Annotated in this window: 13 protein-coding genes; 3 read left to right on the forward strand and 10 right to left on the reverse strand. The window is 60.7% G+C overall.

Annotated features, from left to right (window positions below):
* The first annotated feature begins 102 nt into the window (after window positions 1–102).
* A complete protein-coding gene (gene ilvY, locus HMPREF3138_RS15620) occupies window positions 103–993 on the forward strand; it encodes an HTH-type transcriptional activator IlvY (protein WP_033636409.1) in 891 nt (296 codons plus the stop codon).
* A gap of 8 nt (window positions 994–1001) precedes the next feature.
* Here the strand turns inward: ilvY and HMPREF3138_RS15625 are convergent, their stop codons facing one another.
* The 9 genes from HMPREF3138_RS15625 to HMPREF3138_RS15660 form a co-directional block, all read right to left on the reverse strand.
* A complete protein-coding gene (locus HMPREF3138_RS15625; protein WP_038874696.1) occupies window positions 1002–1703 on the reverse strand; it encodes a DUF2461 domain-containing protein in 702 nt (233 codons plus the stop codon).
* A gap of 21 nt (window positions 1704–1724) precedes the next feature.
* Window positions 1725–2258 carry an immunity protein Sip4 gene (locus HMPREF3138_RS15630; protein WP_047730819.1) on the reverse strand — a complete coding sequence of 178 codons (534 nt, stop codon included), beginning with the start codon at window positions 2256–2258 and terminating at the stop codon, window positions 1725–1727.
* 53 nt (window positions 2259–2311) lie between these two features.
* Window positions 2312–3856: a threonine ammonia-lyase, biosynthetic gene (gene ilvA / locus HMPREF3138_RS15635; protein ID WP_038874699.1), complete on the reverse strand. Its 1545-nt coding sequence runs from the start codon at window positions 3854–3856 to the stop codon at window positions 2312–2314.
* 5 nt (window positions 3857–3861) lie between these two features.
* A complete protein-coding gene (gene ilvD / locus HMPREF3138_RS15640) occupies window positions 3862–5712 on the reverse strand; it encodes a dihydroxy-acid dehydratase (RefSeq protein WP_033649965.1) in 1851 nt (616 codons plus the stop codon).
* A 76-nt stretch (window positions 5713–5788) separates the two neighbouring features.
* A complete protein-coding gene (locus tag HMPREF3138_RS15645) occupies window positions 5789–6715 on the reverse strand; it encodes a branched-chain amino acid transaminase (RefSeq protein ID WP_033636413.1) in 927 nt (308 codons plus the stop codon).
* Between the two features lie 23 nt (window positions 6716–6738).
* Window positions 6739–6996: an acetolactate synthase 2 small subunit gene (gene ilvM / locus HMPREF3138_RS15650; RefSeq protein WP_038874702.1), complete on the reverse strand. Its 258-nt coding sequence runs from the start codon at window positions 6994–6996 to the stop codon at window positions 6739–6741.
* Window positions 6993–8639: an acetolactate synthase 2 catalytic subunit gene (ilvG, locus tag HMPREF3138_RS15655; protein ID WP_038874705.1), complete on the reverse strand. Its 1647-nt coding sequence runs from the start codon at window positions 8637–8639 to the stop codon at window positions 6993–6995. Before ilvG ends, ilvM begins: the two co-directional genes overlap by 4 nt.
* A 142-nt stretch (window positions 8640–8781) precedes the next feature.
* Complete coding sequence (gene ilvL / locus HMPREF3138_RS25640; protein ID WP_013814970.1) at window positions 8782–8880, reverse strand: ilv operon leader peptide; 99 nt, start codon at window positions 8878–8880, stop codon at window positions 8782–8784.
* Window positions 8881–9013: 133 nt separating this feature from the next.
* Window positions 9014–10246, reverse strand: a complete 1233-nt coding sequence (locus HMPREF3138_RS15660; RefSeq protein WP_038874708.1) for an MFS transporter — start codon at window positions 10244–10246, stop codon at window positions 9014–9016.
* A gap of 341 nt (window positions 10247–10587) precedes the next feature.
* On the opposite strand from HMPREF3138_RS15660, the gene HMPREF3138_RS15665 reads away from it, so the two are divergent.
* On the forward strand, window positions 10588–12111 hold the full coding sequence (locus HMPREF3138_RS15665) for a YifB family Mg chelatase-like AAA ATPase (RefSeq protein ID WP_038874711.1): 1524 nt from the start codon (window positions 10588–10590) through the stop codon (window positions 12109–12111).
* Between the two features lie 28 nt (window positions 12112–12139).
* On the opposite strand, the gene HMPREF3138_RS15670 is transcribed toward HMPREF3138_RS15665, so the two are convergent.
* A complete protein-coding gene (locus HMPREF3138_RS15670) occupies window positions 12140–12478 on the reverse strand; it encodes a MaoP family protein (RefSeq protein WP_019455272.1) in 339 nt (112 codons plus the stop codon).
* Between the two features lie 119 nt (window positions 12479–12597).
* Between HMPREF3138_RS15670 and hdfR the strand changes: the two genes are divergently transcribed.
* A complete protein-coding gene (hdfR, locus tag HMPREF3138_RS15675; protein WP_038874715.1) occupies window positions 12598–13425 on the forward strand; it encodes an HTH-type transcriptional regulator HdfR in 828 nt (275 codons plus the stop codon).
* Window positions 13426–13677: the final 252 nt, after the last annotated feature.

Consider the following 13677-nt stretch of genomic DNA (forward strand, 5'->3'; position numbering starts at 1 on the left):
TTCGTTAAACTCAATGTATAACAGGAAATGCGTTGCTTAAATTGATATATTGAGAACGTGATATTGCAATTTATGCAACACTCTCACTGCGAGCGTATCGATATGGATTTACGTGATTTAAAGCTGTTCCTGCATTTGGCCGAAAGCCATCACTTCGGGCGCACCGCCAAGGCGATGCACGTCAGCCCGTCGACGCTCTCCCGCCAGATCCAGCGGCTGGAAGAGATCCTCGGGCAGCCGCTGTTTCTGCGCGACAACCGTACCGTGCAGCTGACCGACGCCGGCGAACAGCTGAAAGAATTCGCCCAGCAAACGCTGCTGCAGTATCAGCAGCTGAAGCACTCGCTCGGCCAGCACGGCCCTTCGCTGAGCGGCGAACTGCGGCTGTTCTGTTCGGTGACCGCGGCGTACAGCCACCTGCCGCCGATCCTCGATCGCTTCCGCGCGCAGCACCCGCTGGTCGAGATTAAGCTGACCACCGGCGACGCCGCCGACGCGGTCGACAAAGTGCAATCCAACGAGGCCGATCTCGGCATCGCCGGCCGGCCGGAAACGTTGCCCGCCAGCGTGGCGTTCACCAAAATCGGCGAAATCCCGCTGGTGCTGATCGCGCCGGCGCTACCCTGTGCGGTGCGCAGCCAGGCATTCGCCGACAGGCCCGACTGGGCCGAGATCCCGTTCATCCTGCCGGAGCACGGCCCGTCGCGAAAACGCATCGAGCTGTGGTTCCGCCGCCACCGCATCAGCAATCCGCTGATTTACGCCACCGTCGGCGGCCACGAAGCCATCGTGTCGATGGTCGCGTTGGGCTGCGGCATCGCGCTGATCCCGAGCGTGGTGGTCGACAACAGCCCGGAGCCGGTACGCAACCGCATCTCGCAGCTGGATAACATCTCGATGGTCGAACCGTTCGAGCTGGGGGTCTGCGTCCAGAAAAAGCGCCTCAGCGATCCGCTGATCGACGCCTTTTGGCGCTTGCTGCATCCCCGCTGACGCGAGATTTACAGATCCGCCGGATCGATCTGCTTCATCGTCTCTACCTGCATCAGCCAGTGGTAGAGCGGCTCAAGCTGCAAAAATGCCCCGGCCAGCAGCGGCACCAGATCGGCGCTGAACAGCTTTTCCACTTCGCTGTCGGTCACCATCACCGCAAACGACTTGCGGTTGTACCAGGTGGCGATCTCCGCCGCCTGTTCCTTCACCAGCGGGCGCTTGTAGCTCTCACCCACCAGCTCGAACGGCGGCCGGCAGCAGGCGGCCACCTCAAGGAAAGGCTGCGGCCGCTGCCTCAGCGTATGGCGGAACAGATCCATGGTCGGCTTATTGGCGCTGTAGTAGCCGAGCCCATAGCGCAGCATGTCCGGCCCCAGTTCGAAAAAGTAGACCGGCGCGTCTTTCCAGTCTTTGCTCGGACGCTTGAACGTCAGCCACATGCGGCTGCGGTAGCGCGATTTGTCATGAGAAAAGCGCGTGTCGCGATGAATGCGCGACAGCGTTTTGCCGATCGCCGGGCGAGTCTCGAACTGCGGGTCGATCGCCAGCATGCCGGGAGCCAGCTGCTCCACCAGCGCGCGAAACGGCGCCAGCAGCTCGCGATCGTAGATATCGCGGTTGCCGTCGAACCACGCCTTATCGTTCTCGATCCGCACCTGCTGCAGGAAATTCAGACCCTGCTGGCTAAAGCCGGAGAAGGGTTGCGTCATAAGTTTTTCCGTTCTGACGGTTTATCGGGTGTTGCGCAGATCTTCCCTCTGCCAACGGCGTTTGATAAACACGCGCCGACGCGTGCGAAAGTAAGCGACACAGAGAGAGAACACCGCCCGGTTGCTGAATAGTGCACCGCCAACCACGCCCCCCAGCAGCATGGCGACGGTGGCGATGCCGGTCATCTCCGACGCCCACGCCGCCGCGGCGCCAAGGCAAAATAGGCCGAGCATGCCAAGGTAATATTGCAACAATACCACCCCGCTGTTTTTACCCTGCACCAGTTGGAACAGGATCAACGTCATCCACACCGCCACGATCGCGCCGCTGCCCATGAGAACGGCGGCGGAAGTCTTGCCGCTCCAGGCGGCAGCCACGTCCGTGGCCAGGCCCATCACGCCCGCCAGCCCCAACGTCAGGCATACCATCAGCAACATGACATTGCCGACGCCCGGCGGCGACAGCCGCTGGCCCGGCGTCAGGAAATGCTGCTCGAGCTGCGCATCCACGCCGGCGAACAGTGCGCGATCGCGCGCCGCGATTTGGCGTTCCATCTCCCGGCCCTGCGTCAATAAGCGGGCCAGCCGGCCGGGTAAACGCACCGGGCTCACCCCTGCAAAAAGAAGCGGAACGCCGGGTTGTCGGTTTCGTCGTGGCAATCGTAGCCCAGCGCCTGCAGGTGCCGCTCGAATTCCGGCTCGGTTTGCGCCAGTTCGAAGGCCGCCAGCACCCGGCCGAAGTCGGTGCCGTGGCTGCGATAGTGGAACAGCGAAATGTTCCAGTGCGTGCCCAGCGTCTGCAGGAATTTCAGCAGCGCGCCCGGCGACTCCGGAAACTCAAAGCTGTACAGCCGTTCGCGCAGCGGCTTCGACGGACGCCCACCCACCATGTACCGCACGTGAAGTTTGGCCATCTCGTCGTCCGACAGATCCACCACCTGATAACCGTCGGCATTGAGCTCGTCGATGATTTCCCGCCGTTCGGCGTGGCCACGCGTCAGACGCACGCCGACGAAAATGCAGGCGTTGTCGGCATCGGCGTAGCGGTAGTTGAATTCGGTCACCGAGCGGCCGCCCAGCAGTTGGCAGAACTTGAGGAAGCTGCCCTGCTGTTCCGGAATGGTCACCGCCAACAGCGCTTCGCGCTGTTCGCCCAGTTCGCAGCGTTCGGAAACGTAGCGCAGCCCATGGAAGTTGAGGTTGGCGCCAGACAGCACGTGCGCCAGACGCTCGCCCTGAATGTTGTGCTGCTGAACGTACTTTTTCAGCCCCGCCAGCGCCAGCGCGCCGGAAGGTTCGGCAATGGCACGCACGTCCTCGAACAGATCTTTGACCGCTGCGCAAATGGCGTCGCTGTCCACAGTGATTACGTCGTCCAGATATTCACGGCACAGGCGGAAGGTTTCGTCGCCGATACGCTTCACCGCCACGCCTTCGGCGAACAACCCGACGCGCGCCAGATCCACCGGCTGGCCGGCATCCAGCGCCGCGCGCAGGCAGGCGGAGTCTTCCGCTTCGACGCCGATCACTTTGATCTGCGGCATCAGCTGCTTGATCAGCACCGCCACCCCGGCGGCCAGGCCGCCGCCGCCGACCGGCACGAAGACCCGATCCAGATGCGCGTCTTGCTGCAGCAACTCCATCGCCAACGTGCCCTGCCCGGCAATCACCGTCGGATGATCGAACGGCGGCACGAAGGTCATGCCCTGCTGCTGGGAAAGCTCGATCGCCTTCGCTTTGGCCTCGTCGAAATTGGCGCCGTGCAGCAGCACTTCGCCGCCGAAACCGCGCACCGCATCCACTTTGATGTCCGCGGTGGACACCGGCATCACGATCAGCGTTTTAATGCCCAGCCGTTTACCGGAGAAGGCTACGCCCTGCGCGTGGTTGCCGGCCGAAGCCGTTACGACGCCGCGCGCCTTCTGCTCCTCGTCCAGCCCGGCGATCATCGCATAGGCCCCGCGCAGCTTGAAGCTGTGCACCGGCTGGCGATCTTCGCGCTTCACCAAAATGGTGTTGCCGAGGCGCGAAGAAATTTTGCTCATGGCCTGTAACGGGGTGACCTGCGCCACCTCGTAGACCGGCGAGCGCAGTACCGCTCGCAGATATTCCGCGCCGCAGGGGGCGCTGGGTAGGGGTTGAGAGACCGCCATGCTGCTTATCCCCCCAGTTTGCTCTTGTCGCGCACCGCGCCTTTGTCGGCGCTGGTGGCCAACGAGGCGTAGGCGCGCAGCGCGAAGGATACCTGACGCTCACGGTTTTTCGGCGTCCAGGCCGCGTCGCCGCGCGCCAGTTCCGCTTCATGCCGCGCCGCCAGTTCCTGCTCGCTGACGTCCAGCTGGATGCCGCGATGAGGAATGTCGATCGCGATCATGTCGCCGTCCTGCACCAGGGCGATCAGGCCGCCGTTGGCCGCCTCCGGCGAGGCGTGGCCGATGGACAGCCCGGAGGTGCCGCCGGAGAAACGCCCGTCGGTAATCAGCGCGCACGCCTTGCCCAGCCCCATCGACTTCAGGTAGGTGGTCGGATAGAGCATTTCCTGCATGCCCGGCCCGCCTTTCGGCCCTTCGTAACGGATAACGACCACGTCGCCCGCCACCACTTTGCCGCCGAGGATCGCTTCTACTGCATCATCCTGGCTTTCATACACTTTGGCCGGGCCGCGGAAGGTGAGGATTTCCTTGTCTACGCCGGCGGTTTTGACGATACAGCCGTTTTCCGCCAGGTTGCCGTACAGCACCGCCAACCCGCCGTCCTGGCTGTAGGCGTGCTCACGGGTGCGGATGCAGCCTTCCTTGCGGTCGGTGTCCAGCGAATCCCAGCGGCAGTCCTGAGAGAATGCCTGCGTGGTGCGGATACCGGCCGGCCCGGCGGAGTACATTTTCTTGACGCTTTCGTCGCGGGTCAGCATCACGTCGTAGGCTTCCAACGTCTGCGGCAGGGTCAGCCCCAGCACGTTGTTCACCTCGCGGTTCAGCAAGCCGGCGCGATCCAGCTCACCGAGGATACCGATTACGCCGCCGGCGCGGTGCACGTCTTCCATATGGTATTTCTGCGTGCTCGGCGCCACCTTGCACAGATGCGGCACTTTGCGCGACAGGCGATCGATGTCTTCCATGGTGAAGTCCACCTCACCTTCCTGCGCCGAAGCCAGCAGGTGCAGCACGGTGTTGGTCGAGCCACCCATGGCGATGTCCAGCGTCATGGCGTTCTCAAACGCCGCCTTGTTGGCGATATTGCGCGGCAGCGCGCTCTCGTCGTCCTGCTCGTAATAGCGTTTGGTCAGCTCGACGATGCGCTTGCCGGCGTTGAGGAACAGCGCTTTGCGATCGGCGTGAGTGGCCAGCAGCGAGCCGTTGCCCGGCTGCGACAGGCCCAGCGCCTCAGTCAGGCAGTTCATCGAGTTGGCAGTGAACATGCCGGAGCAGGAACCGCAGGTCGGGCAGGCGGAACGCTCGATCTGCTCGCTGTCGGCGTCGCTGACGTTCGGGTTCGCTCCCTGGATCATCGCATCCACCAGATCCAGCTTGATGATCTGGTTGGAGAGTTTGGTCTTGCCGGCTTCCATCGGACCGCCGGAGACGAAGATCACCGGGATATTCAGGCGCAACGCCGCCATCAGCATGCCCGGGGTGATCTTGTCGCAGTTGGAGATGCACACCATCGCGTCGGCGCAGTGGGCGTTCACCATGTATTCGACCGAGTCGGCGATCAGCTCGCGCGACGGCAGGGAATAGAGCATGCCGCCGTGGCCCATGGCGATGCCGTCATCCACCGCGATGGTGTTGAACTCTTTGGCCACGCCGCCGGAGGCTTCGATCTGTTCGGCGACCAGTTTGCCCAGATCGCGCAGATGCACGTGGCCCGGCACGAACTGGGTAAAGGAGTTGACCACGGCGATGATCGGCTTGCCGAAATCGGCGTCGGTCATCCCGGTCGCGCGCCACAATGCGCGGGCACCCGCCATATTGCGGCCATGAGTGGTGGTGGCGGAACGGTACTTAGGCATGCTCTTTTCACTCCAAATGTATTTATGACAGGCGGCGAACGAACCGCCTGGATATTCTTATCTGTCTGTCTTGTCGTTACGGATTTACCGGATCCAGCCAGCCGTATTTGTCTTCTGTCTTGCCGCTGAACAGGCCGAAGAACGCCTGTTGGATCTGTTTGGTCACCGGGCCGCATTTGCCGATGCCGACCTGAATGCCGTCCACGCTGCGTACCGGCGTGATTTCCGCCGCGGTGCCGGACATGAACACTTCGTCGGCCAGGTACAGCGATTCGCGCGACAGCACCTGCTCACGCACTTCAAAGCCCATGTCTTTCGCCAGCTTGATGATCGCGTCGCGGGTGATGCCCGGCAGCGCCGAAGAGGTGAACGGCGGGGTGTAAATCACGCCGTCTTTCACTTCAAACAGGTTCTCGCCCGCCCCTTCGGAAATGTAGCCGTGCACGTCGAGCGCGATGCCTTCCTGATAGCCGTGGCGACGCGCTTCGCTGCCCACCAGCAGGGAGGAAAGATAGTTGCCGCCGGCCTTGGCCGCAGTGGGGATCGTGTTTGGTGCGACGCGGTGCCAGGAGGAGACCATCGCATCGATGCCTTGATCCAGCGCTTCTTCACCCAGATAAGCGCCCCAAGGAAACGCCGCGATAATCACGTCCGTTTTGTAACCGGCCGGCGGGTTGACGCCCATGCCGACATCGCCGACGAACACCAGCGGGCGGATGTACGCGCTGACCAGGTTGTTCTTGCGCAGCGTGGCGCGGCAGGCTTCCATCAGCTCGTCGACGCTTTGCGAAACCGGCATGCGGTAGATTTTCGCCGAGTCATGCAGGCGCTGCATATGCTCGCGATGGCGAAACACCACCGGCCCCAAGTGCGAGTCGTAGCAGCGCACGCCTTCAAATACCGACGTGCCGTAATGCAGCGCGTGCGACATCACGTGCACTTTGGCCTCGGCCCAGGGAACCATCTCACCATTGAACCAAATGTAATCGGCTTTCTTTGTCATTGTTATTTATCCTTCTCGGCGCCTCAGGCGCGTATTTGTTGTGATGTTGGCTGCTGGATCTCGACGCAGGAGACGTCCAGCAGTTTGCTTAACTGAGATGACAACAGGGCGACCGGACGTGGGCTGGCAACGGTCAATTCGATATTGATGCTGTCGGCGTTGGCCGGAGAAACCATATTCATAGCACAAACCTGAAAGCCGCGATGACGCACGACCCGCAATACGCGCTCTAACATTTCGGGGCGAAAACGCGCCTGGATAGAGAGTTGATGCTGCATCATGATATTTCCTCCAACATGGTTTCGTTGCCGGCGCCCGGCGGCACCAGCGGCCAGACGTTTTCGAGTTCGTCGATAGAGACCTGCAGCAGATAAGGGCCTTCGGTGTTGAACAGCACCTCGAGCGCGTCCTCCACCTGATCCTTGCGGCTGATGCGCTGGCCGGGAATGCCGAAGGCGGCGGCCAGCATCAGGAAGTCGGGGTTATCGGACAGGTTGGTTTCGCTGTAGCGGCCGTCGAAGAACAGCTGCTGCCACTGACGCACCATTCCGAGGCGTTGGTTGTCCAGCAGCACGATCTTGAGCGGCAGCTGTTTACGCTTGATGGTGCCCAGCTCCTGTACGTTCATCATGAAGGAGCCATCGCCCGAGACGCAGATCACCGTATCTTGCGGGCGCGCGATCTGGGCCCCCACCGCCGCCGGCACGCCGAACCCCATGGTGCCGAGGCCGCTGGAGGTGATGAAATTCTCCGGGCGTTCGAACGTCATGTGCTGCGCGCTCCACATCTGATGCTGGCCCACGTCGGTGGTCACCACGCTGTTGGCCGGCTTGCGGGCGGACAGCTGGCGCAAGAACAATGGCGCGTAGATCGGCTGGCCGGGGTGATCGTAGCGACAGGCGTGCTCAGCTTTCAGTACCGCCACCTGCTGCTGCCAGGCGGCGATATTCAGCGGGCGCTGCAACGCCGGCAGCAACGCTTTCAGATCGCCCTGCAGGGCCACATGCGCCTGGCGCAGCTTGCTCATCTCCGCCGGATCGATATCCATGTGGATCACTTTGGCATGCGGTGCGAAGGCGTTCAGTTTGCCGGTTACGCGGTCATCGAAACGCGCGCCGACGGCAATCAGCAAATCGCACGCCTGCACCGCCAGGTTGGCAGCCTTGGTGCCGTGCATGCCCAACATGCCGAGGTACAGCGGATCTTGCGCATCCGGCGCACCCAGCCCCTTCAGGGTGGCGACGTTCGGCATGCGGGTCACGGCGATAAATTCACGCAGCGCCGGCACCGCCTGCGCCATGCCCACGCCGCCGCCGACGTACAGCATCGGTTTTTGGGCCTGCGCCAGCAGCTCGGCCGCTTCTGCCAACGCTGCCGCCGGGAACGCCGGCGCTTCGTCGACCGGCATCAGATGCGGGTGCAAGTCGCCCTGCGCCAGCTGAATGTCTTTCGGGATATCGATCAGCACCGGGCCAGGGCGGCCGCCTGCGGCGATGGCGAACGCTTCCGCCATGATGCCCGGCAAGGCGTCCAGCGATTCCACCAGGAAGCTGTGCTTGGTGCAGGCCAGAGACAGGCCGAGAACATCGATCTCCTGAAAGGCATCGGTGCCGATCAGCGCGGAACCCACCTGACCGGTGATGGCGACAACGGGAACGGAATCGAGCAGCGCATCAGCCAGGCCAGTGATCAGGTTGGTGGCGCCAGGGCCGGAAGTGGCGATGCAAACGCCGACTTTGCCGGTGGCGCGGGCGTAGCCGATGGCGGCCATCGCGGCGCCCTGTTCATGGCGACACAGCAGGTGTTCCACACCGCCGTCGTACAGCGCATCGTACACCGGCATGATTGCCCCACCCGGATAGCCGAATACGGTATCCACACCCTGCGCACGCAACGCTTGAACTACCCACTGAGCGCCATTCATAGTTATTTCCCCGCCTTACTTCGACAACTGCAGGATTTTGTTCTGTTTTTCATGCTCTGCCCCTTGCTCCACTTTTCTCTTGCCAATAAAAAACCCCCGGACCTGACGGTGCGGGGGTTCTCTTGCGATTCCGGCTTGTTTGCTAAGCCTTTCTTCGTCCAAGTGCAGCCCCGCACGGTGGGATAATAATCACCACCACGCTAATCACGACTAGGCTAATCACTTGGGCAAAGGCTTTCATAATGGGTTTGTTCACTGTGCTCATTCAGAACTAATGCTTACAGAGGTACCATAGTCGCGCGCGGCATGACAACACTTTTTTTGCGTTATTATTCGGCGCAATCTGGTCATACCTCACGCAAATCCCCCCTCTTTCACACGTTGGCGCGCATGTCCGGATTTTTCACCGCGTCGGTGATCGCCTTGCCGCGCGTATCCTTGCCGAAGAACACCAATAGGGCGATCGCCACCGCCACCGTAGCGGCGACGATCGCCATCGCCAGGCCGTAATTATGCCCATGATGCTCGGCGATGGTGGCTTGCAGCGTGGCGTTGACCGAGGCGATCAGATTGCCCAGCTGGTACACGAACCCCGGCAGCACCGCGCGGGTGTTGGCCGGCACCAGTTCGGTCAGGTAGGTCGGTATCACGCCCCAGGCACCCTGCACCATGAACTGCATCAGGAAAGCGCCGATCCCCAACATCAGTGAACCGCTGGAAAACGCCCACAGCGGGATCACCGGCAACGCCAGCAGCGCGGCGATGATGATCGCTTTCTTACGGCCGATCTTTTCCGATAACGAACCGAAGAAAACGCCGCCAATAATGGACGCGATATTGTAGCTTATGGCGATGATACTGACGGTTTTAGGGTCGAAACCGTGCTGAACTTTCAAAAATACCGGATACAGATCCTGCGTGCCGTGGGAGAAGAAATTGAACGCCGCCATCAGCAGCACCAGATAGCAGCACAGCTTCCAGTGGCTCTTCAATACCGGCAGCAAAGCGGTGCTTTCTTTGCGTTCGCGCGCCGCCAGCCACACCGGCGACTCCTGCACGCAATAATAAATAAACGGCAGCAGCAGGATCGGCGCTGCGCCGATAACGAACATGCCGCGCCAGCCGACCGTTTCGAACAGCAGGCCGTACACCACCGCCGCCAGCAGATAACCGAACGGATAGCCAGCCTGGAAAATACCCGACATCAGGCCGCGTGAGCGGTCCGGTATGGTTTCCATCGCCAATGACGACGCCACGCCCCAGATGCCGCCCATCGCAACCCCGTACAACACCCGCAACAGCAAAAAGACCGTCAGCGAGGGCGCGGCGGCGGAGAGCAGCTCAAATACCGAGAAGAAGACGATATTCAACATCAGGATCGGCTTGCGGCCATACTTTTCCGCCGCGCGCCCGAAGATCAGCGCGCCGATAGGCCGCACCGCCAGCGTGAGCAGAATCGCCAACGTGACCTGTTCCAGGCCGACGTGAAAGGATTGCGCGATATCGCTGAGTAAGAATACCAGCACGAAAAAATCGAAAGCGTCGAGCGTCCAGCTTGAAAAGCTGGCGATTGCCGCGTTGCGCTGCAGCGGGGTCCAACCGAACATAGTGTTATCCCTACCGTAGAGTACGAAGTCAGGAGGCTTAGCGGCTGCCGGGCAGAATGCGGCGGCGGTCGAGGTTTGTTAAAGAAGTGATTTTTCTTTTAATCAATTGTTAAATACACCCATCAAGCCTATGGTTGCAATGCGTCTGGGCCGCTAATGTGTTGCAGCCTTCAGCGAATTGTTAATGGGTATTGCCGCAGGCTGCGAGTCTGCTCGCACAATCCCATTCAATGAGATAAAAATCGGTGATTAAGCTGCGAAAACCATCGAAAAAACACCAATAACTCCGCGCACCACCAAGATGAATCGCGCATCATGTCGCCATCAGCAAGGAGAGCGATATGTCACTGGCGGTAATCTATAGCCGCGCCATCATCGGCGTTCAGGCCCCTTCCGTGACGGTGGAGGTGCATATCAGCAATGGCCTGCCCGGCCTGACGCTGGTCGGTCTGCCGGAAACCACGGTGAAAGAGGCGCGCGATCGGGTACGCAGTGCCCTGATCAACAACGGTTTCACCTTTCCCGCCCGGCGCATCACCGTCAATTTGGCGCCCGCCGATCTGCCGAAAGAAGGCGGGCGTTACGATCTGCCGATAGCGCTGGCGATCCTCGCCGCCTCCGAGCAATTGCCCCTCGCACCGTTGGCGCGCTACGAGTTTCTTGGCGAGCTTGCGCTGTCCGGCGCACTGCGCGCGGTCAGGGGCGCGATCCCGGCGGCGCTGGCGGCGGCTGACGCCGGGCGGCAACTGATCCTCTCGGCGGACAACGCCGCCGAGGTCGGCCTGATCGCACAGTCGCGCTCCCATACCGCCCGGCACCTGCTGGAAGTCTGCGCCTTTCTGCTCGGCCAGGGCGAACTGCCGGTGGCGGCCACGCCTCCCGCTGCGGACACCGCCTGCGACAGCGCCGATCTGCGCGACATCATCGGTCAGGAACAGGCCAAGCGGGCACTGGAGATCGCCGCCGCCGGCGGGCATAACCTGCTGCTGATTGGGCCGCCCGGCACCGGTAAAACCATGTTGGCCAGCCGCCTCACAGGCCTGCTGCCGCCGCTCACGGAGCATGAGGCGCTGGAAAGCCTGGCGGTCGCCAGCTTGCAGCACCATATCCCCGCCGCCCTGCCATGGCGCCAGAGGCCGTTTCGCGCACCGCATCACAGTGCATCGATGGCGGCATTGGTCGGCGGCGGCTCACTGCCCCGCCCCGGTGAGATCTCTATGGCGCATAACGGCGTGCTGTTTCTGGATGAGCTACCGGAATTCGAGCGTAAGGTGCTGGATGCGCTGCGTGAGCCGCTGGAATCCGGCGAGATCGTGATTTCACGCGCCAACGCCAAGGTCTGTTTCCCCGCCAGAGTGCAGTTGATCGCAGCAATGAACCCCAGCCCGACCGGGCATTATCAGGGGTTGCACAATCGCACCTCACCGCAGCAGGTATTGCGCTATTTGGCCCGGCTGTCAGGGCCTTTTCTCGACCGTTTCGATCTGTCTATCGAAGTGCCGCTGTTGCCTCCGGGTACGCTCAGTCAGCGGAAAACGCAGGGAGAAAGCAGTGAGCTGGTGCGAAAACGGGTGCAGCAGGCACGCGCCCGGCAGCTCGAACGTGCCGGTAAAGTCAACGCGCTGTTGAGCAACCGCGAAGTGGAACGTGATTGCGTTCTGCAGACGGCAGACGCCGAGTTTTTGGAGACGACATTAAACGCGCTGGGGTTATCGGTCCGCGCCTGGCAGCGCATCTTGAAAGTTGCGCGCACGTTGGCGGATTTGGCGGGGGATGTTGAGCTCAACAGGCGCCATCTCAGCGAAGCGCTGGGCTATCGCAGTATGGACCGTCTGCTGTTACAGCTGCATCGTAGTCTGGAATAGAAAATGGGGCCCGCAGGCCCCATCGTCTTTAGTCGTCGCTGTCGCTGTAATCTTCTACTGCGTCAGCCTGCGGTTTACCGCCGGACAGAGTATGGAATTTCTTCGGGCGACGTGTGCGCGCCAGATATTTAGCCCATACTTTTTCCTGCTCGGTAGCCGCTTCGCGCTCACCGCGGCACACTGCGACGAACAGCTGTTCTTCTTCAGTGGCCGGCTGGCGTTTACCCGAGTCCAACTCGTTAAACGCGTAACCGAAGCGCTCTAGCAATTGCGCCTCTTTAATGGTGAAATCGCCGTGACGGGAGAACCCGCGAGGGTAATGTTTATTATCAAAAAAACGATTGGTCGTGGTGAAGCTATCCGCCATCTGACACGCTCCTAATTCTCTTATGGCCGTGCTGTTTATGGCGCGGAGTATTAGATAGGCTTGACAGCGTGTAAAACAAAACATTTAAATCTTAACGACAAATTTTTTTGGAGATAGGTGTGGATACCGAATTACTGAAAACCTTTTTGGAGGTCAGTAGAACGCGTCACTTTGGCAGAGCCGCAGAATCTTTGTACTTAACGCAGTCCGCGGTCAGTTTCCGCATCCGTCAGTTAGAAAACCAGCTGGGCGCAAATTTATTTACCCGTCATCGCAACAATATCCGCCTGACGCCTGCCGGTGAGCGGCTTCTGCCCTATGCCGAGAGCCTGATGAACACCTGGCAGTTGGCGAAGAAGGAGGTCGTGCGTTCGCTGCAACACACCGAGTTGTCGATTGGCGCTACCGCTTCGCTGTGGGAGGCCTATCTGACCCCCTGGTTGCAGGCGCTCTATCAACAACGCGAGGCGCTACAGCTCGAAGCCAGGGTGGCATTAAGGCACTCTTTGGTAAAACAACTGCATGAAAGGCAGCTCGATTTACTGATCACCACTGAACCGCCGAAGATGGATGAATTGGCCAGCCAGCAGCTGAGCAATTTCTCATTACGCCTGTTCTCATCCGCGCATCGTGATAAACAGGCCCCAATGCCCTACATCAAGCTGGAATGGGGAGCCGACTTTCACCAACAGGAAAGCCGCATGCTGGAAGGCGATAACGTGCCGGTGCTCACCACTACCTCCGCTCACCTGACGCGTCAGCTGCTGGAAACCACGGGCGGATGCGCTTTCCTGCCCAGCCAGTGGGAACAAGAGTACCCACAGCTGGTGGCCGCCACCGAGATCCCACCGATTATCCGCCCCCTGTATGCCGTCTGGTTGCAAAACAGCGATCAACAACCTTTGATTCGGCAATTACTTAAAATACCTTTAAATACCGCAGCCTAAAGCGTTATGGCGGCCTTAAACGCCGCCATCGTGGTCATGGCTGTCTATCACGTTAAAATGCACCCATCGCCCTCTGAGAGAAGAAAATGCAAAACAGCAAGGGAATCAGGAGGTCACGGGGGTAAAGATCGGAAGAGGATGGAGCAACCAGGATCGGGCAAACATCGGCACCTAACGTCCATGTGCTCTGTTTCAAAGCGGTAAGGAAGAAAAATGATAGGCAAAAAAAAAGGTTCATCGCGCTTTACCGGG

It is taken from the genome of Serratia sp. HMSC15F11, assembly GCF_001808215.1.
Classification (GTDB): domain Bacteria; phylum Pseudomonadota; class Gammaproteobacteria; order Enterobacterales; family Enterobacteriaceae; genus Serratia; species Serratia nevei.

Excerpts from the sequence above, each read along its gene's own strand:
- ilvY (WP_033636409.1), top strand. The coding sequence starts at position 103 with ATGGATTTACGTGATTTAAAGCTGTTCCTGCATTTGGCCGAAAGCCAT.
- HMPREF3138_RS15625 (WP_038874696.1), bottom strand. The coding sequence starts at position 1,703 with ATGACGCAACCCTTCTCCGGCTTTAGCCAGCAGGGTCTGAATTTCCTG.
- HMPREF3138_RS15630 (WP_047730819.1), bottom strand. The coding sequence starts at position 2,258 with ATGGAACGCCAAATCGCGGCGCGCGATCGCGCACTGTTCGCCGGCGTG.
- ilvA (WP_038874699.1), bottom strand. The coding sequence starts at position 3,856 with ATGGCGGTCTCTCAACCCCTACCCAGCGCCCCCTGCGGCGCGGAATAT.
- ilvD (WP_033649965.1), bottom strand. The coding sequence starts at position 5,712 with ATGCCTAAGTACCGTTCCGCCACCACCACTCATGGCCGCAATATGGCG.
- HMPREF3138_RS15645 (WP_033636413.1), bottom strand. The coding sequence starts at position 6,715 with ATGACAAAGAAAGCCGATTACATTTGGTTCAATGGTGAGATGGTTCCC.
- ilvM (WP_038874702.1), bottom strand. The coding sequence starts at position 6,996 with ATGATGCAGCATCAACTCTCTATCCAGGCGCGTTTTCGCCCCGAAATG.
- ilvG (WP_038874705.1), bottom strand. The coding sequence starts at position 8,639 with ATGAATGGCGCTCAGTGGGTAGTTCAAGCGTTGCGTGCGCAGGGTGTG.
- ilvL (WP_013814970.1), bottom strand. The coding sequence starts at position 8,880 with ATGAAAGCCTTTGCCCAAGTGATTAGCCTAGTCGTGATTAGCGTGGTG.
- HMPREF3138_RS15660 (WP_038874708.1), bottom strand. The coding sequence starts at position 10,246 with ATGTTCGGTTGGACCCCGCTGCAGCGCAACGCGGCAATCGCCAGCTTT.
- HMPREF3138_RS15665 (WP_038874711.1), top strand. The coding sequence starts at position 10,588 with ATGTCACTGGCGGTAATCTATAGCCGCGCCATCATCGGCGTTCAGGCC.
- HMPREF3138_RS15670 (WP_019455272.1), bottom strand. The coding sequence starts at position 12,478 with ATGGCGGATAGCTTCACCACGACCAATCGTTTTTTTGATAATAAACAT.